The sequence below is a fragment of the Herbiconiux sp. 11R-BC genome, assembly GCF_049472555.1.
Lineage (GTDB): Bacteria > Actinomycetota > Actinomycetes > Actinomycetales > Microbacteriaceae > Herbiconiux.
Genome location: NZ_JBCEBO010000001.1, coordinates 509,250 through 529,694, shown reverse-complemented (window position 1 = coordinate 529,694; position 20,445 = coordinate 509,250). Strand labels below are relative to the sequence as shown.

The window sequence follows — 20,445 nt, the reverse complement described above, 5'->3', positions numbered from 1 at the left end:
GCCTCGAGGTTCAGTCCAGCGCGAGCGGCGCGGGGCGGCCGACGACGATGCGGTTGCCGCCCTCGTCGCGGGCCGTGAGGGTGGCGTCGTCGAGGGCGCGGCGGAGGGCCGGCAGGCTGTAGCCGAAGGCGTCGGTGTCGACCACGCCGAAGCTCGCCGTGGCGCGCAGCGACTGTTGCGGGTCGATCGGCTCGTCGACGAGGGCGGTCTGCAGCCGGATGGCCAGCTGCTCGGCGTCGGCCGCGTTCGAGGTGACCACCACGATCACGAAGCGCCCGGCGCCGGTGTGGCCGAGCAGCGAGGTGGTGGGGGCGTAGTGCCGCACGATCTGCGCCACGGAGCGGATGGCGGCGTCGCCGAAGGTGCGCCCGAAGGCGGTGTTCATCTGGGGCAGGTTGTCGACGTCCATCGAGATCATCGCCAGCCGGTCGCCGTGGAACGAGGCGCGTTCCACCCAGTCGGCCCACTGCTGCATGAACGAGGCGGCCGAGAGCACGCCCACCACCGAGTGCACGCCCACCGTCACGTCGCCGAGCGCGCGGGCGCCGGAGCGTTCGGCCTGCAGGATCGACATCGAGATGCAGCCGACCAGCACGAGCAGGATGGTGAGGATGGTGGTGTTCGACGAGCCGAAGTAGGTCACGAACACGTTGCTGTCGGGCCCGAGGGTCACGAAGATCGACGAACGCAGCACGTAGTAGGCGCAGACGATCCACAGGCAGAAGCTGAGGATCCGCGCGTTCAGGTTGCGGCGCATCCGGGATCGCATGGTCTCGGCCCCGCCGAGGCCCGCGAACACCGCGATGCCGATGAAGAGCCCCGTCGACCCGGTCCACACCCCGGAGTCCGGCCCCTCGACGCCGGTCAGGATCGCCACGACCACACCGGCGGCCAGGGGGATCCAGATGTGGGAGCGGCGCCCGTTGAACACGCGCGATCCGGCCCAGATGGCCCCGATGGAAATGACGTAGGCCGCGTTGCCCACCATGAGCACCCACCACAGGTGGGGAGCGACGCCCCAGACCGAGAACGAGAGCGCGGTGAGCATCCCGGCGATGAAGGAGATGCTCCACAGCCGGCCGGAGGCGTCGTTGCGCCGCATGGCCGTGTTCAGGATGAACGAGATGCCGCAGAGGATGATGACGAGCCCGCTGACGAGCAGCAGGGTCGGCTGGTCGAGCACCATCAGGCCCACCCCCTCGAATCGATCGCTGAGTCGGAGTTTAGCGCGAGCGGGGGATGCGCGCGGTGAAGGTCGTGCCCACGCCGAGCGTGCTCGTGACCGTCAGGTCGCCGCCGTGCCGGCGCACGATGTCGCGGCTGATGGTGAGACCGAGCCCGGAGCCGTGGATCGACGACTGCCGCACCCCCTCGGCACGGAAGTAGCGGTCGAAGAGCTTGGTCTGCTCGAGCTCGCTGAGCCCGATCCCGGTGTCCTGCACCGTCAGCTCGACGTCGTTCCCGGTGGCGCGCACGTCCACGGCGACCCGGCCGTTCTCGGTGTTGTACTTGATGGCGTTGGTGAGCAGGTTGTCCACTACCTGCCGCAGCCGGAAGCCGTCGGCCTCGAGCAGCACGGGCCCGGATGCGCCGTTCTCGAGCGTGATGCCGCGCTCGCCGGCGGCGAGGCTCTGCGCCTCGATCGACTGCCCCACGATCTCGGCGAGGTCGCACTGGCTGAACGACATCACGATCTGCTGGTCCTTCTCGCTCGCCGCCGTGAGGAGGTCGGCCACGAGGGCGAGCAGCCGGTCGGCGTTCGACGACGCCACCTCGAGCATCGACCGGGTCGAGGCGTCCAGGGTCTCGTCGTCGAGGGCGAGTTCGAGGTAGCCGAGGATGGAGGTGAGCGGGGTGCGCAGCTCGTGCGACACCGAGGCGACGAGGTCGTCGCGGGCCTGGATGGCGTTGATCTCGGCCGTCACGTCGCGCGAGACCATCACGCCGCCGTCGAGTTCGCCGTCGGGCGAGAGCAGCGGACGCGAGCTCACGGACAGCGCGATGCGGTGCTCGCCCGGCTCGCCGAGCCACACCACCACGTCATCGAGCCGCTCGCCCTGCACGGCACGGGCCAGGGGGCGATCGCCGGGGTCGTAGGGCGTGGTGCGGTCGGCCTTGTACATCGTGGTGCTGCCGACCTGGCCGTCGTCATGGCCGAACTGCGCCTGCAGTTCCCGCTGCCCACGGTTGACGATGCTGAGGGTGCCGTCCCGGCCGAACGCCACCACGGCGAAGGTCACGGCGTTGAGCACCTCGTCGAGGGTCTGCTCCTGCCGCCGGGCACGGCGCAGGGCTACCTCGAGCAGGTCGGCCTGCTGGCGGAGCAGTCCCCGTTGCGCTGCGGTGCGGCTCGAGGTGGTGAGCGTCGTGGTGGCGATGAACACGAGGGTGATGGGGAGCACGAGCAATCCCGGCAGGCTCGCCAGAGTCAGGGGACCTCCGGTGACTGCGGCGCTGGCCCAGAGCAGCAGCGACGACGTCGCCACGCTCGCCACGGCCCCGCCGAGCCCGAAGTAGCTCGACAGCCAGATGACGGGGAACACCAGCAGCAGCCCCGCGCCCAGTACGGAGTTGCCGTTGCGGATGGCGATGATGGCGATGATGTCGATCAGCGGCACCACCGCGATCGCCCACCGTGGCAGGCGCGACCACGGCATCAGCGCGGCCGTGCCGGTGAGCACGAAGACCACGGCCACGCCGGTGAAGAAGCGCACGTCGAGCACCGAGGTGGGGGCGAAGATGTAGGCCGCGCAGACCAGCAGGAGCAGCGCCGCCGCGAGCAGGAGCTGCGATTGGAACACGGCTCGGTCGACACGGGAGCGTCGTTCCGCCTCCGTCGCGTCGCTCCCCGGGCTCATGTGTTGAGATTACAGCCAAGCGGATGCCCGCCCGCGGTCCCACGCACCGGATTGGACGGAGCATCTGCCCCGCGGATATCCTCGAACGGGGGGAAATCCGTGAATCTCAGCGTCACCGCTCGAACAGAGCAGCAGCGCACGGTCGGTATCGTCGACGACCACGAACTCATCCTCGACGGCCTCGCCGGCTGGATCGGGGCGAACGCGCCCGATCTCGAGGTCGTCGTCCGCGCCACCTCGTGGATCGAGATGGCCCGCCACACGCAGTTCCCGCCCGAGCTGGTGATCATGGATCTGCAGCTCAAGGAGCCCATCTCGGTCGAGGCGCGCATCCGCATCTGTCGCTCCGTCGGCGCCGCCGTGGTGGTGATGAGCGCGCTCGACTCGCCCGAGACGGTGAAGCGGGTTCAGGATGCCGGCGCCGCGGCCTTCGTGTCGAAGGCGCGGCCCGCGAGCGAGCTCGTCGACACCGTGCGCAGCGTGCTCGGCGCGGCCCGCGCTCCCCACGGGGTGGCGTGGGACGACGCCCCGCGTCTGTCCCCGCGCGTGACCGGGTCGAGCATCCGCTTCACCGAGGACGAGGAGGAGACGTTGCGTCTCTATGCCTCGGGCCACAGCCCGGTGGAGGTGGCGATGATCCTCGGCACGAACATCCAGGCCGTGAAGAACGGTCTCGAGCGCATCCGCCAGCAGTACGCCTCGGAGGGACGCGTGGCCGACAAGAAGCAGGACCTCATGCTCCGCGCGGCCGAGGACGGCTACCTGGCCTGAGCCCGGGGCTTTCGTCGGGCGCGTGTCGCCTATCATGGGGCAGGGTGGGCGGCCGCTCTTCGTGGGAGCGCGCGGCCGAAAGGGTGCGGGTGACACTTCAGATTGCGGCAGACGTCGGCGGCGTCGCCACGAGTCGCGCTCTCGGCAAGGCCGGCGTCTGGTTGGCGTGCGTGTTCGTCGGCGCCACAGCGCTCATCGCGGCGCTCCTCATTCCCGTCACCGGGCACGTCGAGATCCTGTTCGGCGTCGGCGCACTGCTCGTGTGCGCGGCCGGCGTGGTGCTCGCGCTCCTCACGCCCGCCTTCACGAGAGCCGTCATCTTCACCCTGGTGGCCTGCGCCGGTCTCTACGGCTTCGCCCTCGTCGCGGCCGAGGTCGCGGTGGCGGTGCCGGGCCCCACGCCCTCGAGCGACTTCGTGCTGCTCTCGATGCCCGAGTTCGCGGTGCTCGTGGTGGGCATCTCACGGCGTTCGCTGGCCACGTCGCTCACGCTCGGCGCGCTCGGGTTCGTGGCCGGCCCGGGGCTGGTGCAGCTGGCGGCCTGGCAGGCGGGCATGCCGCTCGCGCCCGACGTGCCGGTGCTGGCCTCCTTCGCGGCGCTCAACCTCTTCGTGACGGCGCTCTGGATGGGGCGGCGTGATGCCGCGCGCGGCACGGCGCTGATGTCGGGTGCGGCGCTCGCCGAGGAGAAGGACGTGGCTCTCGGGCGCTTCTCCCACCGGGCGGCGACCTGGGTGCACGACACGGTGCTCAACGATCTGCGGGTCATCGCGGCCGGGGAGCCGGGCCCGCTCGACGAGCGCCAGCTGCTTGCCATCGACCGCGACCTCGCGAACCTCGCCGACACCCGGCTCATCCTCGAGGTCCCCGGCGCGAGCGGGTCCGCGACGCGTGCGCTGGCCACCGTTCCGATGCTCGTCGCCGTGGTTCGCGGCGCCGAGCAGGCGGGGCTGCAGCTGCGGGTGAGCGGCGACATCCAGGCCGTGAACGCCTTGTCGGCGTCCGCGCTGCGCAGCCTCGAGCGCGCCATCGCGGAGTGCCTCGACAACGTGGTGCAGCATTCCGGGGTTCGTGAGGCCGAGATCTCGGTGATGTCGAGTCCGCCCGAGCTGAGCGTGATGGTGTCGGATGCGGGGGTCGGTTTCGACGTGAACGAGACCGGGGTCGACACGGTCGGCCTTCGCATGACGGTGGTCGACGCGATCGTCGAGATCGGCGGGTCGGTGCAGATCTGGTCGCGGCCCGGCGCCGGCACCGCGGTGTTCATGACCGTTCCCGGGGTCGCGCAATGAGCCGCGCCCGTGATCTGCGTCCCCCGCGCGGAACGACCGCGCTCGAGCTCGACCCGCTCGCCGCCATCAGCGCGCGGGGCTTCCTGATCGTGGTGGCCGTCGTCTCGCTGATCTGCGCGGTGGGGCTCACCCTCGCCACGCGCGAGCAGATCTCGTCGTGGCCGATGGCGATCGCCGCCGTCGTCGCCCTGGCGGGCGGCTATGCCTGGTTCGCGCGGAGCGCCTTCCGTGGGGGAGCCGGAGTCACGAGCGACCGCTTCGCGCTCGCCTTCGCCCTGATCGCTCTCGGCACCGTGCTCAACTCCCTGAGCTGCCTCGGCACCAACGTGGCCATCCGTGACGACTGGGGGCTCGTCACCATCGGCCTCGCCCTGATGGCGGCGGCTCCGTTCCGCACCTCCTCCGAGCTCGGCGTCTACGCCGCCATCTCGGTGGCGCTGGCCGCGCTGCTCGCGGTGGTGCACATCATCCTGAGCTTCACCGACGGACTGCCACCGCTCATCGTCGTGACCGTCGCGGTGGCACCGGCTCTGGCCTTCGGGCTCGCCTCCGCGGCCTACGCCCGCGAGCTGCTCGCCGGCATCTACGCCGAGCGGCTGATGCAGGCCGAGGAGCGCAACCAGCAGTTCGACCGGTTGCGGCAGGACTTCGTCGACGACGACGTGGTGGGGGAGATCGGCGGGTTGAGGGCCGAGGTGGTGCCGTTCCTCGCCCGCATCCGTCAATCCGGCGTCGTCACGGCCAAGGACCGTGCCCTGGCCGGGCGGCTCGCCCAGAACCTGCAGGCAGCCGTCACCGATTCGCGCCACGTCGACTCCCTCGGCGACCACGCGGGCCGGCTGATCGACGAGAGCGGGCTCTCGCCGCGGCTGCACGAAGACGATCGGGCCACCATCCGGGCCCTGCTCATCGGTCTCGAGACCTCGCCGCTCACGGTGCCGGGCTCGATCGTGGTGGAGTTCATCGAAGGGGAATCCGACCGTTTCGGCATGGTGCGCTGCGCGAGCGACGACGTGCGGGCGCTGCGGGCCGAGGTGCTGCCGTTCCTGCGCATGGTGCGGCTGATGTTCCGCACGGCGAGCGAGCAGGTGAGCGGGCGCGAGCTGCTCGTGCAGTTCGACATCGAGCGGCTGGCCTGAGGCCGGGCCGCGCGTTGCCGCGGATGCTCGTGCGGCTTGCCGCATCGTTCGCGCATTCTTGATCGGCGGCCCGTTCGGCGGGTTCGCCTGCTGTTAGCGTCGTGCCACGTCGAGGTGGTCGCCTCGATGGTGACGAGGGAGTGCCCGATGTTCCTGTGCGACGCAGTCCTGCTGGGCACCCGTGCCCGGGCCGGACACGCGGGCAGCGCGGCTCCGGCGCGGGGCGTTCCGCACGCGGTTCGGTGCACTCCCGGGTCCTCGGCAGCGGCGGTGAGCGCCGCCGGTTCACCCCACCCCGCGGCGCACCACACCGCTGCCGAGCTCACTGCGGCGACCTCACGAGCAGCTCCATCCGCTCGTGGGGTCGTCGCGCCAGACGCGGCGTCCCGCACCACCCCGGTCGTGCAGATCGTGTGCAAGGCCCCAGGGCGGCGTTCGGGTCCGCCGCGATGGCGGCGTCACGGCACGGCCCCGGGTGGTGCGGGGCGTCGCCCCTGTCCGTAGCGGCCAGGCGAAAGGCGCGGCGCGGCGCGGATTCTCCGTCTCGCCCTAGGCGACCGAGCGGATGCGCGGCTTCAGCATGCTCGCGGCCCGGGCGAGCGTGAGAGCCTGCCCGGCCTCGACCGCGCGATCGTAACGGCGGCCGGAGAGCGCCACGTAGACACCGCCGGTGCGCTCGATGTAGCCCAGGAACTGCTCGCCGGAGACGACCTCGTAGACGCCCGCCTCGCGCCGTTGCACACGGAAGGCCTCGCCGTTCGAGATGAGCGTGATGCTGTTCATCGGCTGTCTTCTCCTCACGTGTCGGTAACGATTGCGAACCTACTCAGCATTTCTCCCGGGCGCGTGGGGTTGACTCGAGGAGGCCGCCGAGCTACGCGGCTGTGATTTACTACAGGTGAACGTATCGGCGTGGCCTGGTGGGAGCGCCACGTCTTGGGTTTGGGGGTTGCACGATGGCCGATCCCATCGCTGCCGCAGAAGCGCAGCAGAGACGATCGCGCATCCGGGCGTCCGAGGTGCGCCGGCGGGTTCTGGATGTCGCACTCGACCGGGTGGGCGGAATCGGCCTCACGATCGGCTTCGAGCACATCGTGATGGACGACCTCATCCGCGAGGCCGGGGTGCCGCGCAGCTCCACCTACCGGCTGTGGGACTCGAAGGAGGCGTTCGTCGCCGACCTCCTGATCGAGATCGCGGCCGAGACCTCGACGAGGCTCGCCGACGACGAGACGCTCGCGCTGAGCGAGCGCATCCTGTTCGACAACCTCGAGCTGCTCACCTCGCCGAGCGACCGGCAGCGGGTGATGTACGAGGTCATCCGGGTGGCGCTCGAGCACAACTACCGCGCGGTTATCGCGTCGGTGGCGTGGCAGTCCTACGTGGGGCTGTCCGCCACTCTGCTCAGCCACATGGAGTCCTCGGCGCGGGAGGAGATCGAGCTCGCGCTCCGCAACGGCAGCGACGCGTTCATCGAGCGCATGGCCGAGTTCCACAAGTGGTTCTCGACGATTCTCGGTTACCGCATGCGGGCCGAGTGGAACGACGACTACCGGCCCTACGCCGTGGTCATCTCGGCCGTCGTGGAGGGGCTCGGGCTCCGGCACCTCGGCAACCCCGGCATCGTGGATGCGAGCTACCACGGGCCCGCCACCATCACCTCCGACGACGCCGAGTGGGCGTTGCCGGCCATCGCGCTCGTGGCCATTCTCGAGCGGTTCCTCGAGCAGGATCCCGACTTCGACGCCGAGGCGACCGTGGCGGAGCTGCGGGCGATGAAGGCGGCGAGGGAGGCCGGCGAGGATGGCGAGGGCGATGACGGCGACGGCAGCGGCGCCGATGCCGACGGGGTCGCCGAGGCTGCTGCCGAGGCGTCTGCCGGCGGTGCGGGCGCCGACGCCGGGGCGGCGGGCCCGTCGGGCGGTTAGGCCCGCTGCGCGGTCAGGCCTGGCCCGAGGCTCTGCCGAGACGCACGTCGAGGTCGTGGGCGAGCGCATCCGTCGCCGTGGCGATCGCGCGGTGCAGCCGATCCGACGCCGGGTGCCGCCCCGACCCCTGCCCCGGCTCCGCCGCAGGCCGTGACGCCGGCACCGGCACCACTGCGAAGCTCGGCGCGGAGGCGTCTTCGAGCGGTGCGGTGCGGGCGTAGTCGGTGCGCATGAGCTCGGCGAGTCCGCTGGCGGCGGCGAGCGCGTCTCCGGGGTCGGTTCCCGGGCGGGAGAACAGCAGCGCTGCGAAACGGTCGTCGGGCAGGCGGCCGAGCAGGGCGTCATCCGGGATCCGGTCGATCATGGCCTGCGTGAGCGAGCGCGTGACGTCTTTGGCGTGGGCCACGCCGAAGGCGCCGCGGAGGGTCGCGATGAGGTCGACGGTGCCGAGCACGAGCACAGCCTCGGGTCGTCGCGCCAGGCCTTCGGCGGCGAGCCGCTCGAAGGTGCGCGGGTCCTCGACGCGGCGGCGGTGGCCGTCGGCGCTGTAGCGGGTGAGCTCGCGGCGGGCGGATTGCAGCCGGATGGCGATGATGGAGGCACCGCCCGTGATCACGAGCAGGATGTTCATGAGCGTGGTGGCCCGGGTGCTGAAGACGGCCTCGTAGATCGCGCTGCTCGGGCCCGAGGTGAGGTACACGGCGGAGCGCGCGATCACGAACACGGCTTGCGCCGCCAGGGTGGCGGCGAGAACCCAGGCGCCCGGGTAGCTGCGGAGCGGGCTGCGCAAGCACTCGATCACGGCGAGCACGGAGAACAGGGCGAGGGCGGCCATCTTCTCGGCGGCGCCCGCCCAGGTGGTGCCGCCGGAGGACGGGAGCGCGGAGGCGACGCCGACCACCGCGGAGAGCAGCACGACGGCGAGCACGTACGTGCGGCGGCGGTTGAAGGCGCGGCTGCCCATCCAGATGGCGCCCACGGTGAACGTCATGGTCGCGTTGCCGGCCGCCACCGCCCACCAGATGCCGTCGCTCTGCCCGCTCACGAAATAGGCCACCGAGCACAGCAGTGCCGACACGAACACGAGCGCCCAGTACCGGCCGGCGCTTCGCGCGGGGGAGCGCAGCTTGTCGACGAAATAGACGGCGGCGAGCGGCACCATCACGAAGCTCATGGCGACGAGCGCAGTGGAATACTCCAGCTCCATGGGCCCCTCCCGCGCCCATTCAACCATGTGCCCCGAACGGAATGAGATTCGGGCCGAATCGGCTGATTTCGTCGATGACATGCCCGATTCTCATTCCGTTCGGGCCGCTCCGCGCGGCCACAGGTGCTCGCGCCGGCGCACCAAGTCGAGGATGGTGGTCTCGCAGGCGTCCCACGAGTACGTCACTTGCTCGTAACTCAGGCGCAACAGGGTGTAGCCGAGGCGCGCGAGTTCGAGGCCTCGCCGCCGGTCTTCGTTGAAGTCCTTCTTCTTCGAATGCCAGGCGTAGCCATCGAGTTCCAGTACCAGACGCTCTCCGATCAGGAGGTCGACGTGCCCCACCCCAGGAATCTCGACCTGGCTCCTCGTTCTCAGCCCCCGCCCTTGCAGCCGGACGCGGGCCTTCGTCTCCAGCCCTGACTGCGATGCGGGGTCGACGAGCCCGAGGTAGGCGCGGTATTTCGCGGGCAGCGGCGCGAGCACATCGGCGAGCGAGCTCGGCGACACCAAGCCGAGCGCCAGCGCAGAGTCGAGCGTGACGATCGCGTCGAGCTGCGGCTGGCAGACGGTTGCGCAGGCCAGTGCGACCGCGATGTCGTCGACAGCCGAGCGCGACGGCCGTGCCCACGAAGGCCGGTGCACCACGACCGGGTGGCGTGGACTGAGCGCCGCCGACGGTCGAGCGGCGACGCCAGGTGCGAGATGTTCGGCGGGACTCGCACGTGCATACGGCCGTCGGTCAGGCACCACAGGCCCTCACGACCCAGGGCCGAGACGCAACTCAGGGCGCCCCCCACGCGCACCGCCCCAGCGACATCCCGGTCGGCGTTCGGCACCGCGACCCACCCCTGTCGCAGCCGCACCAGGTCGCCGCGCTCCACGGCCGCGCGCACCGAGGCGGCGCTCACCCCGTGCGAGTGCAATTCGCTCGTGGACGTGACGCCGTCGAGGGCGTCCAGCACAGAGAGCAGCATGGGAAGATCGTGCCGCGCCGGCAGCATCCGTGGCCCGACGCCTGCGGTATCTGTGGAGAATCCCGCTCGTCGCCGGCCTGGGGAGAACAGTGCGCAAGCGGATGCGCGCGGCCGGTAGCGTAGAGGGGTGGCCGCCTTCTCCGTACTCACCGTGTGCTCCGGCAACATCTGCCGCTCCCCCCTGGCGGAGCAGATCCTGCGGGCACGGCTCGCCGACATCCCCGACTTCGCGTTCTCGAGCGCGGGCACCTTCGCCGGCGACGGCGACCGGATGCCCGAGGAGGCCGCGGCGCTCTCGCTGCGGTTCGGGGGCGACCCGTCGCAGCACAGCGCCCGCTACATCACCGAGACGATGGTGGCCGACGCCGACCTCGTGTTCGCCATGGCGCGCAGCCACCGCCGCGAGATCGTGGAACTCGTTCCGCGCAAGGTGGCCGTGACCTTCACGCTGCGCGAGTTCGCGCGCCTCTCGCGCGAGCTGAGCGACGCCGAGATCGCGGCGGTCGCCTCCGGTGCTCCCGCCACGCGCGCCGGCATCGCCGAGGTCGTGGCCTACGTGGCCTCACGCAAGGGCCAGGTGGGTTTCCCGTCGTCGACGGGCGACGACGACGTGCTCGACCCCTACCGCCGCGGCGACGAGGCCTACGAGCAGGCCGCGGCCCAGCTCGTTCCCGCCGCCGACGAGGTGGCCCGGGTGCTGCGCGTCGCAGCCTCGGTCGCGCACTGACCCGGGCCACCTCGTCGGCCGCCGGCCTACAGCCCGTTCACCCGCGCGAGCAGTCGCCCGCGCACGAGCACGAGAACCCCCGTGGCGATGCCGAGCAGACTCACGATGAACACCACGTTCGGCCCCACCCGGTAGTTGTGCACGATCTGCGGACCGAACGCGTCGCCGTCGACGTCGTAGGTGCAGTCGATGCCGAGCGGGAGGATGCTCCGCTCACCCGACATCCGAGTGCCCTCGGCGAACGGCCCCCCGAGCTCGGGCACCGGCGCCGAGATGCACTGGCTGTAGGGCGAACCGATGCCGTCGATGATCCACCCCACGTTGATCATCACGATCGCCACCACCGCGCAGAACGCGATCACGACCCATCCGACCACTCTGTGCGCCCTCACCGACATGCGCCCAGCCTCTCACGTGCCGGCGACCTTCTTGCACAGGCGTCGAACGAGTGATGCGGTGGGGACATGAGCTCCTTCCCCGCCGGCGGGGCCGCCCGACCTCGTGATGCCGTGGCCCGAGCTCGCCATCCCGGAGTCGCGCACGGTGATGTCGGGCGAGGGCGTGCGCGAGCTGGCGGCCGGCGTGCGGCGCCTCGGGGGCTAGGGGGTGTCTTCCCACCGGATGCCTGTCGCGCGGCCGGCGCCGGAGCCGAACGACCGCAGCTCTCTGCGCACCGCCCCCGCGGCATCCGCCACCACGATCGAGACCCGCAGCTCGCCCGCCGTCGCCCCCAGGGTCATCCGCGCGGTCACCGACCCCGGGCCCGCTCCCCACTCCGGGCCGGCCGGCCGCGCCTCCGCCGGGGCGAAGCCCGCGTCAGCGTCAGCGGCAGCCGCGGCTGTGGCCTGCGCCAGCCACTCCGCCACGGCGCCGCGCGCTCCCTCGGGGAGCGGCGCTCCCTGGGTGTCGTCCAGCAGCAGCACCTCGACCCCGCGCAGCCGTGCCTCGCGCACCGCCGACACCGCCGGTTCGGCGCAGAAGCCGCGTCCGCGGATGCGATCGCGCAACGCCCCCTCGAGCGCCGCATACCCGGCGCGCTCCGCGGCGCTCGCCGGCGTGCCGCTCGCGATGGCGCGAAGGCTCTCGCCGACCTCGGCTGCCAGAGACTGCACGTGCCTCTCCCGCACCTCGAGCGCGGTCACGCCGGCGGCGATCTCGGCGGCGCGCGCTGCTTCGAGGGCGTCGAGCCGCTCCCGGTCGCGCAGGAGCCGCCGCAGCAGCAGCGCGAACAGCGACCCCGCGAACAGCGCGATCGACTCCCGCTCCACGAGCATCAGCCCGAACGCGGGCCCGGCGCCGTCGGCGGTGGTCCAGACCATGCACACCGCGGTGAGCAGCCCAAAGCCGATCCAGGCCAGAGCGATGCGCCCCCGCACCGCGAGCGCGAGCAGCAGCAGGGTGGCGGCGAGGATGTGCCAGGCCGCATACCCCGGCCACCCGCTTCCGTCGAGCCCCGCCGTGAGCAGGATGCTCACCGCCGTCGTGCCCACCACGGCCGCCACGGCGCGCGGAAGAGCCAGCGGGTAGGCGCCCGGTGCGAACAGGATGCCCGCCGTCGCGACCGTCGCCGCGAGCGCACCGAGCCCGAACCAGCTCTGCATCACCGGTCCGCCGGCCGTGACGGCGAGCGTCGCGACGCTGACGAGCCCCAGCGCGAGCAGCGCGTACGCGCCGGCGCTCGGGATGCCCACGAGCCGTCCCGGATCGGCAGACCGGCGGATGCCGCTCCCGGTTCCCTTCCGCCCCGCACCCCCGCCGCGCCACCCTTCGGCACCGCCGCCGACGTGGGTGGCCGATCCCGTGCCGCCCGTGCCGTCCGTGCCGCCCCTGCCGACCGTGCCGACCGTGCCGACCGGGCTGGCCGTGCCGCCCGGGCCGGCCGTGCCGGCCGCGCCCGCGGCACTCGCCGCAGCCCTGCGCTCGGCCTCAGCCCCGCGCGTCTGGTGCCTCCCGAGTCCAGAGCAGAACCACCCGCGTGCCCGCCCCCGGAGCCGAGTGCACGGACGCCGACCCGCCGGGAACCGCCTCCATGCGCTGCAGGATGCTGCGGCTCAGTCCCAGCCGATTCGGCGCGACGCGAGTGGGGTCGAACCCGACGCCGTCGTCGAGCACCAGCACGCGCAGCTGCCGCGCGCCGAACTCCACCGCGACGGCGCGCGTGACGTCCTCGTCGCCGGACGCGCCAGACCCGTCGGACTCGCCAGACCCGCCCGACAAGTCGGACCCGCCGGCCGCCGACATGCCAGTGACCGACCTGCGAGTGTCCGGCCTGCGAGTGTCCGGCCTGCCGATGGCCACCCCGCCAGCCCCGGGCCCACCGGCCCCACCGCGCCGCCCGGCGTGCTGCACGCTGTTCCGCAGCGCCTCGGAGGCGGCCTGCACGACGGTGTCGACCACATCCGAGGGGATCGTCACCCGTGCCGCATCGCCCACGGCCGTGAACTGGGCGAACGGCGCGAGCTCACCCGTGGCCTCGCGCAGCGCCTGCTCCAGCTCCGCACCGCCGACCTCGCGCACGTCACGCAGGTCGCGCATCTCGCTGAAGCGTGCGATCTCGTCGAGTGCCCGCCGAGCCAGCTCCGGGGCCTGCGCCCGTGCCCCCACCTGCGCCCGTGCCCCCACCTGCGCCCGCGCAGACGTCACCGCACCGCCCGTCGCATCTCCGTCTCCGTCCCCGTCCCGGTCGATGTCGCCATCCCCGCCCCCGCCATCCCCGCCCCCGCCATCCGTCCCGACACGCCCGCCCCCGCCGGCCCGGCTCGCCACCAGCAGAGTCGCCAGCACGTTGTCGTGAATGAGCGCATCCGCGCGCGCCTGCTCCTGCACCCGGGCCCCGATGCGGGCGGCGGCCACGAGGTCGTCGCGCGCAGAGGTGGCAGCGGCGTCGAGCGAGCGCGCCCCGCGCAGGCTGGCGACGGCGAGCCCCACGAACACGAGCTGCAGCAGCAGCCCGACGAGGGCGTCCTGGAGGGCGACGTCGAGGATCGACCCCGGATAGGCGGCGATGCGGTCTGCGGCCAGCAGCCCGGCGAGCACCAGCGAATACGCCCAGGAGGCCGCCGCGGGCATCACGAGAACCGCCGCCGTGGCGGGGATGGGCGTGAGCCCGAGCATCCATGGCGCCCCCAGGTCCGGCGGCAACGAGCCCGAGCTCAGCGCGGGCAGCAGCGCGATCATCATCAGCGGAAAGCCCACCACGAGGGCGGCAGCCCCGATGCGCACCGCCGTCCCCGTGGTGAAGAGCGCGAGAACCGCGCTGACGACCGGGATGCCCACGGCCGTCACGACAGCGCCGGCCGTCCACCACGAGGCGAGCAGCGCCGCCTGTCCCGCGATCGAGCCGCCGACGACAGCCGCGGCCCCGGCCGACGCCACGCCCAGGCAGATCGTGACGCTCCGCACCAGCCGCGCCTGTGCGCTGTCGGCCCGCCGCATCCGCGTGCTCGCGAGCCGACGCCGCGGCCGGGTCGCACGCGCGAGTCGAGGCGTCTCGCCGGCCACGATCCCGGGGCCGGGCCCCGCTCCCGAGCTCACAGATCGGCCCCCGGCACCGGCAGCAGTCCGTCCTCGAGCGCCCGCTTGTAGAGGTCGATCTTGGTGTGCGCGGGTCGCCCCGACGACGAGTACTTCGACCGGATGCGCCGCACGTAGTCCTCGACCGTGCCGGTCGCGATCCCCAGCTCGCTCGCCACCACCTGCGTCTTCAGCCCGTCGGCGAACAGCTCGAGCACGCGCTGCTCCTGCGGGCTGAGCCGGGCGTCGGTGATCTCGGGGTCGGAGTGGATGGCGGCGGCGAGATCGGCCGACATGACCGCCTGCCCGGCCGCGGCCGCGAGCAGCGCCTCGCGCAGCGCGGCGACCGGCTCCGACTTGCGTACGAGCGCAGTGATGCCGCTGCGCGCCGCCAGCCGGATGAGATACGGATGCTCGCCGGAGGTGTACGCCACCACCACGGCTCCGGTGGCCTCCCGCACACGCTCGGCGTTGCGCGCGGGCGACGAGCCGTCGCGCAGCCGCAGGTCGAGCATCACGACGTCGAGCGCCTCCGCCCCCGCCCCGTCGCTTGCAGCGGGCGCCTCGGATGCCGTCGCCAGCATCTCGTCGACCGTCGCCGCATCCGTCACCACGTCGATCGCGGGGTCACCCGCGAAGGCCTGCCGCACCCCGACCCGGATCGCCTCGTGATCGTCGACCACCGCGATGCGAATCGCCCGTGATTCTGCGCTGTCGCCCATGGACCCACCCCTTGCCCGCCCGTGCGACAAGTGTAGAGGCGTGGGCAAAACCTGCGGGCCCGCCGGTCACCCCCACTTCGGGGTCGTCGTCCCCCCTACGAGCGCGGCGGCAGGGGCGGCGGCGTGCCGTGCGTGCGGTCGAACTCGGCGACCTTGCGGCGCGACGACAGGATGCGCTCGACCCCGAGCACGAGGATCACCGCGAGGAAGACGGTCACGAGCCACGAGGCCACGTCGCTGCCGCTGCCGAGCACGAACAGGGCGATGCGCAGCGCGAGGCCGAGACCGGCGAAGGCGATCATCACGATGCCGACGACACGCTGCCGCCGGAGACTCTGGCGCTGCTGAAGGAGTGAGGGTTCCACGATGCATCCAGTACACCCGAATGCGGCCGCTCACGCGAATCGACGGCTCGGCCCCGCGAACCCCGCCGCAGGCATCCGGCCACCGCGCATCCGCCCCGGGGCAGTGCGGGCCGGGAAATCCCCACCCGCCGGCCCGCCACGCCCGGTTGATCGGATCGCTGTTCCAGACGTGCGCCCACGCGCCTTCCGGGGGAAAGGTGCGCACGCGACTTCACTCCCCATTGAGTGCGTGGTCGCCCTCTTGCGGGTTCGGGCGAACGCTCCGATGCTACTCAGCCCAGTGCCCCAGGGGAAGAGCCGATGCGTGCAAAGGCATGCAAACCGTGGTCAGGCGCTCTGCAGCGGAGCCTTCGACGCCTGCGAGACCAGGTTCGTCAGCACGAGCATGATCGTCTCGGTGCTGGCCTGCGAAGAGAGGTGCGCAGCGGCGTGCGGCCACCGCTCCGCGAGCCGCCCGGTCACCGGATGCGCCACATCGATGGCCACGAGCAGCCCGACCTCCGAGGCGATCGCGTCGATCTCCACGTCGTGGTTGTGGTCGGCATCCGTCGAATCCACGAACACCACGGCGAGATCGATGGCCGGATGCACCGGCAGCGGTCCGTGCGAGCTCGACGAGCGCACGGCGACCTCGAACTCGGAGGGCCGTCGGTCGAGGGCGTTGACCAGCGCGGGCGCGGGATGCCGGCGGCGTGAGGCAGGCGGACGCCGGTCGATCAGGGCAACTCGTGCGCGCTTCATCCGTCGCTCCACTCGTGCGGTTCGGGGCGTCGTCGGCGCCCTCGAGACCAGTGCCGGCAACCGCCGGTGAGGCGATCGTATCGAGCGCTTCTTGGAGCAACATGTCAGGCGGGTTACGACTGTGAGAAATTCAGTCGTTCGTCTGGCGAAAGCTGCGGTGCTCTCGGTGCCGCGGCGCGCCTCCGGCCCGGCGGAGCCGCCTCAGAGAATGACGCCGCGGCTCGCCGCGATCACGAGCAGAATCGCCGTGAGGGCGATGAGCCCGGTGACGCCGAACACCTTGACGGCGAGGTTCGAGCGGAGCTTCTCGCCCTTCGAATACAGCTCCGGCCGGTAGAAACGGCCCTTCGGATGCGACGGGCCGGCCTTCGGCTCGGCCTCGCGAGCGGTCTGGATGCGCTCGACGTCGATGATGAACTCGTCGCCTCCGCCACCCGGTGGGGTGGGGGAGACGGTTCGATCGTCGTTGGCCATGTCGCTACTGTACCCCGAAGGGGGTACTTCGACCCAGACGGCGACTCAGTCGGCTCTGTAGATCGGGTACGGGATGTCGCCCGCGGGCGTGAAGAGCACCGGGAACCAGGGGAATGTGATCGATGCAGTGCCGACAGAGCAGCTGAACATCGACCAGGGCACCGTGTTGGTGGTGTCGACCACGGTGAAGTCGACCTGGGAGTACGCGAGATCCCAGGCGTCTCCCACAGCCGTCTTGAGGGGCCCCATGCTCACGTCGTCGGGCATGTTGGGCGGGAAGGGGGAAGGCCCGAACTCGTCGATCAGATCGGTGGCCGAGATGTCGATCCCCGGTAAGGCGAACTTTCCCATCCAGCTGTTGGTGATCGTCACCCATGAGTTGAAGGGAGGTTGGCACGGCAAGGCGGCCCAGGCGTACTCCTCGTCGAAGCTGTCGCCGAACGAGGCGCTCTCGACCTCGACCGCCTTGCCGTTCCCCGTGAACAGCGAATCTGAGACGAACACGACGTTCCATTGCCCCACGTCGATGGCTGTGGAGAGATTGCGGAAGACCACTCCGCTGATCGTTGCTTCGGCTCGGTTCTCTGTGGCCGGATCTCGGTCGTGGAAGGCGATCGCGACGGAACCGGAAGGCCCGCCGCCACCGTCGTGACCGACGTTCGTATCGCCCTCGATGGCGTCATCCTCCAGGGATGTGAAGATCACGGGATCGTCATCCGTGCCCTGCACATCGAGTGACGCGCCGGGCAACACCGACAGCGTCCCGTTCTTGAAGACGGTGCCTGGGTTGACGTGGAGGGTTCCGGCGATGGTGAGTGCATCGGTGAAGATGGCTCCGCTATCGGACCCTATCGTCCACTCGGTGCCGGGCTGCACGGTGGAGAATGTGAACGAGACCAGGCGGGATTGGGCGTCGCCCACGAAGCGGTTTGCGTCGGTGCCGGCGAGCGCCACGCCCGTGATGTCTGCTCGTTCGAGCTGCAGGGCCGGGGTGGCAATAAGCGGCAGGCGGGGGCCCCACGAGTAGGGCCGGATGTCGAAGGTGTTGCGCACGATCTCCACCTCGCCCTCGAAGTCGCGCAAGAAGACGCGACCCCGCGAACTCGAATCCGCGATCCGAAGACGGGACCCCTCCGTGGAGACGCCTGGAGCGGTCACGTTCGCTGCCACCATGCTCACGCTCCAGTCCACTGTCGCGTGCTCGATGTCGATGGTGCTGTGGGGCCCGCGGAACTCGAAGAGAGGGAAATCGGTGGAGACGTTGCTGGTCGGCTGAACCGGTAGCCCATCGCTGTCTCCGCCGGCCGTGTCATCGAGGAGGCTCGTGAAGATCACCGGACGTGCTGCGGTTCCGTTCACGTCCACGGTGCCGCCGTCCATGACCATGAACCGCGAATCCTTGAAGATGGTGCCGGGCTCCACGGTGAGGGTGCCGCTGACTGCTGTCTCGAGCGTGAAGAGCGCATTGCTGTCGGGCGAGAGCCTCCACTCGGTACCCTCCGGCACGAAGCTCGACCCGCCTGCGACGAACACATTGGTTCGGCCGCTCCCGATGAACGTGTTCATGTCGGGCCCATCGAGGATGATGCCGTCCAACCGACCGGACGACACCTCCAGTGCCGGGGAGACGGTCTGATCCGGATCGGCCGGCACATCGAACACGGTTCTGGTGATGGAGACAGTCGCCTGCTGTGCCGAGACCCGAATCTGCCCGCGAGTGATGGAGTCGCTGATGCGGAGACGTGAACCCTGCTGAGCCTCGGCTTCGTGCCAGTAGACGGCGTTGCCGTGGTCGAAGGTGGCATGGTCCACCGTGACGACTGCAGGCGATGTGAGCGCTGCTGCCTCGATGAACGAATGACCACGCATCTCGGCGTCGGGGATCGGCACTGCGCCGGCCCCATCGCTGTCGCCCGCGATGCTGTCGTCGTAGTAGCTGGTGAAGTGAACCGGGTCGGCCTGTGTGCCCTCGACCGACAGCGAGCCCTCTGTGACCTCGAAGTGTCCGCCTTTGAAGATGCTCCCCTTCGCCACCGTGACATGGCCGCTCACGCCGATGGTTCCGGTGAAGACCGCCCCACCGTCCGAAGCGAGTGCATACGACTCGCCTTCGGGCACGGTCCCGCCCAGGCTCACCACTCGTGCGGCACCGATCCCGGCGAAGGAGTTGCGGGTGCTCCCCGTGAACGAGACCCCGGTCAGGTCCGTGTCCCACACCGATAGGGGCTGAGCGATCCCGCCGAACGAACTGCTTCGCACTTCGACGTCACTGCACCGTTGTGAGATCAACCGAGATCGATCGAAAGTGGTGGACACCGCGGACAACGAGACACAGCTGGTGAGCTCGAGGTCGAGGCCACGAACGGTGGCTCCGTCAAGACGCAGAGTGCCGCTCCCGGTGAGCTGAGCACGCCCACTCCCAGCAGCACGAATGACCGCGCTGTCACTCCCGCGCGCAGTGACGAGGCTGCCCGCAACCCCGATCCCGCGGCCAGCGGGGATGATCACGTCTGCACTGCCGGTGAGAGTGACGGTGGCACCCTCCGCTACCGTGACGTCGCAGGCGAGAGTGACCTTCGACGCCCACGTCTCGTCGCGCGAGATCGTGCCACAGGTCGTGGGCGTCGGTGGCACAGTGGGTGGGACCACGAACCGCGCGAGCTGCTCCTCCACCCCGGTCGAGACACTGTTCGGGCCTCCCAGAATCACGATCCGCCCCGGATTGAGTCGTTCGAGCTCGGCGATGATCGGTGCCGGGATGCTCGTGCCCGGCACCAGCAAGACGGGTCCCCTGGTGATGCCGGCCACCGGCGCTCCGGAGAGCGCATCGGCGAACGTCGCGCCCGTCGCGATGTATGCCACCGGCACACCCTCGGCGAACGTGCTGCGGGAGATGAGCGCGGAGACGTCGTAGCGATCCGCGCCGGAGATTCTGGTCACCGCACCATCGGTGTACGGGTCGAGGGAGGCTTCGACTGATGTCGAGACGCTATTCGGGCCGCCCAGGATGACGATCCGACCCGGATTCAACCGGTCGAGCTCTGCGGCGATGGATGCCGGAATCAGGGTGCCCGGCACCAGCAGCACAGGCCCCCGCGAGATCGCCGCCGCCGGCGCCCCCGAGAGCGCATCCGCGAAAGTCGCTCCGGTCGCCAGATAGGCCACAGCCACACCGCTCTCAAAGGAGCGTCTGGATATCTCCGCAGACACCTCGTAACGATCCGCTCCCGCAATCCGCTCGACCGAGCCGCTGGTCAATCGTCGCAATTCGGCTTCAACGTCCGTCGAGACGCTGTTCGCCCCGCCGAGAATGACTATGCGCTGAGGCTTCAGCCTCTTCAGTTCGGTGAGGATCGCGTCGGGCACCCGATCCTTCGTGACCAGCAGCACCGGGCCCCCGGCAGCTCCCGCCGCCGGTGCACCCGAGAGCGCGTCGGCAAAGGTCGCACCGGTCGCAACGTACGCCACGGCGACATTCGGCGTGAAGTTCTTTGCCGAGATCAGCGCGGAGACCTCGTATCGATCCGCTCCGGCCAGCCGTTGCACAGGTGACTCGGCCGCCTGAGCGGGGAGGAACGCAAGAAGAGTGGACAGAGCGAGCGCCACTGCGGCCGCGAAGACCGCCGACAGACGACGAGACACGTGATTCCCCTGGTCGGTGTGTGGGTGTCGCAGCACGGACGAAGCAGATCCCCGCCCCTCCCCTGCGGCTCGTGCCAAGCGTGGCAACTCCG

18 protein-coding genes are annotated in these 20,445 nt (G+C 70.8%); 5 read left to right on the top strand and 13 right to left on the bottom strand.

Features of this window, described 5'->3' with window-relative positions:
* Positions 1-10 precede the first annotated feature (10 nt).
* Both VD659_RS02370 and VD659_RS02365 read right to left on the bottom strand, forming a co-directional pair.
* Positions 11-1,186 carry a GGDEF domain-containing protein gene (locus VD659_RS02370; RefSeq protein ID WP_423260037.1) on the bottom strand — a complete coding sequence of 392 codons (1,176 nt, stop codon included), beginning with the start codon at positions 1,184-1,186 and terminating at the stop codon, positions 11-13.
* Positions 1,187-1,223: 37 nt separating this feature from the next.
* Positions 1,224-2,858 (bottom strand): ATP-binding protein, encoded by a 1,635-nt coding sequence (locus VD659_RS02365; RefSeq protein ID WP_423259540.1) that lies wholly within the window; start codon positions 2,856-2,858, stop codon positions 1,224-1,226.
* Positions 2,859-2,957: 99 nt separating this feature from the next.
* Here VD659_RS02365 and VD659_RS02360 point away from each other — a divergent pair, with 99 nt between their 5' ends.
* From VD659_RS02360 to VD659_RS02350, 3 genes are all read left to right on the top strand, one after another.
* Positions 2,958-3,629, top strand: coding sequence for a response regulator (locus tag VD659_RS02360; RefSeq protein ID WP_423259539.1), 672 nt, complete (start codon positions 2,958-2,960; stop codon positions 3,627-3,629).
* Positions 3,630-3,718: 89 nt separating this feature from the next.
* A complete protein-coding gene (locus VD659_RS02355; RefSeq protein WP_423259538.1) occupies positions 3,719-4,921 on the top strand; it encodes a sensor histidine kinase in 1,203 nt (400 codons plus the stop codon).
* Positions 4,918-6,060, top strand: a complete 1,143-nt coding sequence (locus VD659_RS02350; RefSeq protein WP_423259537.1) for a hypothetical protein — start codon at positions 4,918-4,920, stop codon at positions 6,058-6,060. The genes VD659_RS02355 and VD659_RS02350 overlap by 4 nt, the downstream gene beginning before the upstream one ends.
* A gap of 549 nt (positions 6,061-6,609) precedes the next feature.
* On the opposite strand, the gene VD659_RS02345 is transcribed toward VD659_RS02350, so the two are convergent.
* A complete protein-coding gene (locus VD659_RS02345; protein ID WP_423259536.1) occupies positions 6,610-6,843 on the bottom strand; it encodes a hypothetical protein in 234 nt (77 codons plus the stop codon).
* A 173-nt stretch (positions 6,844-7,016) separates the two neighbouring features.
* Here VD659_RS02345 and VD659_RS02340 point away from each other — a divergent pair, with 173 nt between their 5' ends.
* The gene (locus tag VD659_RS02340) at positions 7,017-7,988 is read left to right on the top strand and encodes a TetR/AcrR family transcriptional regulator (RefSeq protein WP_423259535.1); all 972 of its coding nucleotides are present in this window, start codon (positions 7,017-7,019) and stop codon (positions 7,986-7,988) included.
* A gap of 13 nt (positions 7,989-8,001) precedes the next feature.
* On the opposite strand, the gene VD659_RS02335 is transcribed toward VD659_RS02340, so the two are convergent.
* Together VD659_RS02335 and VD659_RS02330 are read right to left on the bottom strand one after the other, a co-directional pair.
* Positions 8,002-9,195, bottom strand: a complete 1,194-nt coding sequence (locus tag VD659_RS02335) for a hypothetical protein (protein ID WP_423259534.1) — start codon at positions 9,193-9,195, stop codon at positions 8,002-8,004.
* A gap of 90 nt (positions 9,196-9,285) precedes the next feature.
* A complete protein-coding gene (locus tag VD659_RS02330; RefSeq protein ID WP_423259533.1) occupies positions 9,286-9,840 on the bottom strand; it encodes an endonuclease domain-containing protein in 555 nt (184 codons plus the stop codon).
* 456 nt (positions 9,841-10,296) lie between these two features.
* Here VD659_RS02330 and VD659_RS02325 point away from each other — a divergent pair, with 456 nt between their 5' ends.
* On the top strand, positions 10,297-10,896 hold the full coding sequence (locus VD659_RS02325; RefSeq protein WP_423259532.1) for a low molecular weight phosphatase family protein: 600 nt from the start codon (positions 10,297-10,299) through the stop codon (positions 10,894-10,896).
* Between the two features lie 26 nt (positions 10,897-10,922).
* On the opposite strand, the gene VD659_RS02320 is transcribed toward VD659_RS02325, so the two are convergent.
* From VD659_RS02320 to VD659_RS02285, 8 genes are all read right to left on the bottom strand, one after another.
* On the bottom strand, positions 10,923-11,294 hold the full coding sequence (locus VD659_RS02320; RefSeq protein ID WP_423259531.1) for a hypothetical protein: 372 nt from the start codon (positions 11,292-11,294) through the stop codon (positions 10,923-10,925).
* Positions 11,295-11,495: 201 nt separating this feature from the next.
* Positions 11,496-12,587, bottom strand: coding sequence for a hypothetical protein (locus VD659_RS02315; RefSeq protein ID WP_423259530.1), 1,092 nt, complete (start codon positions 12,585-12,587; stop codon positions 11,496-11,498).
* Positions 12,588-12,822: 235 nt separating this feature from the next.
* Entirely contained in the window at positions 12,823-14,298 is a 1,476-nt protein-coding gene (locus VD659_RS02310; RefSeq protein ID WP_423259529.1) for a hypothetical protein, read from the bottom strand.
* A 128-nt stretch (positions 14,299-14,426) separates the two neighbouring features.
* Positions 14,427-15,131 carry a response regulator transcription factor gene (locus VD659_RS02305; RefSeq protein ID WP_423259528.1) on the bottom strand — a complete coding sequence of 235 codons (705 nt, stop codon included), beginning with the start codon at positions 15,129-15,131 and terminating at the stop codon, positions 14,427-14,429.
* Positions 15,132-15,226: 95 nt separating this feature from the next.
* Positions 15,227-15,496, bottom strand: coding sequence for a hypothetical protein (locus VD659_RS02300; protein ID WP_423259527.1), 270 nt, complete (start codon positions 15,494-15,496; stop codon positions 15,227-15,229).
* A 327-nt stretch (positions 15,497-15,823) separates the two neighbouring features.
* A complete protein-coding gene (locus VD659_RS02295) occupies positions 15,824-16,237 on the bottom strand; it encodes a hypothetical protein (protein ID WP_137836938.1) in 414 nt (137 codons plus the stop codon).
* A 201-nt stretch (positions 16,238-16,438) separates the two neighbouring features.
* Positions 16,439-16,711, bottom strand: coding sequence for a hypothetical protein (locus VD659_RS02290; RefSeq protein ID WP_423259526.1), 273 nt, complete (start codon positions 16,709-16,711; stop codon positions 16,439-16,441).
* A 45-nt stretch (positions 16,712-16,756) separates the two neighbouring features.
* Entirely contained in the window at positions 16,757-20,353 is a 3,597-nt protein-coding gene (locus tag VD659_RS02285) for a cell wall-binding repeat-containing protein (protein ID WP_423259525.1), read from the bottom strand.
* Positions 20,354-20,445: the final 92 nt, after the last annotated feature.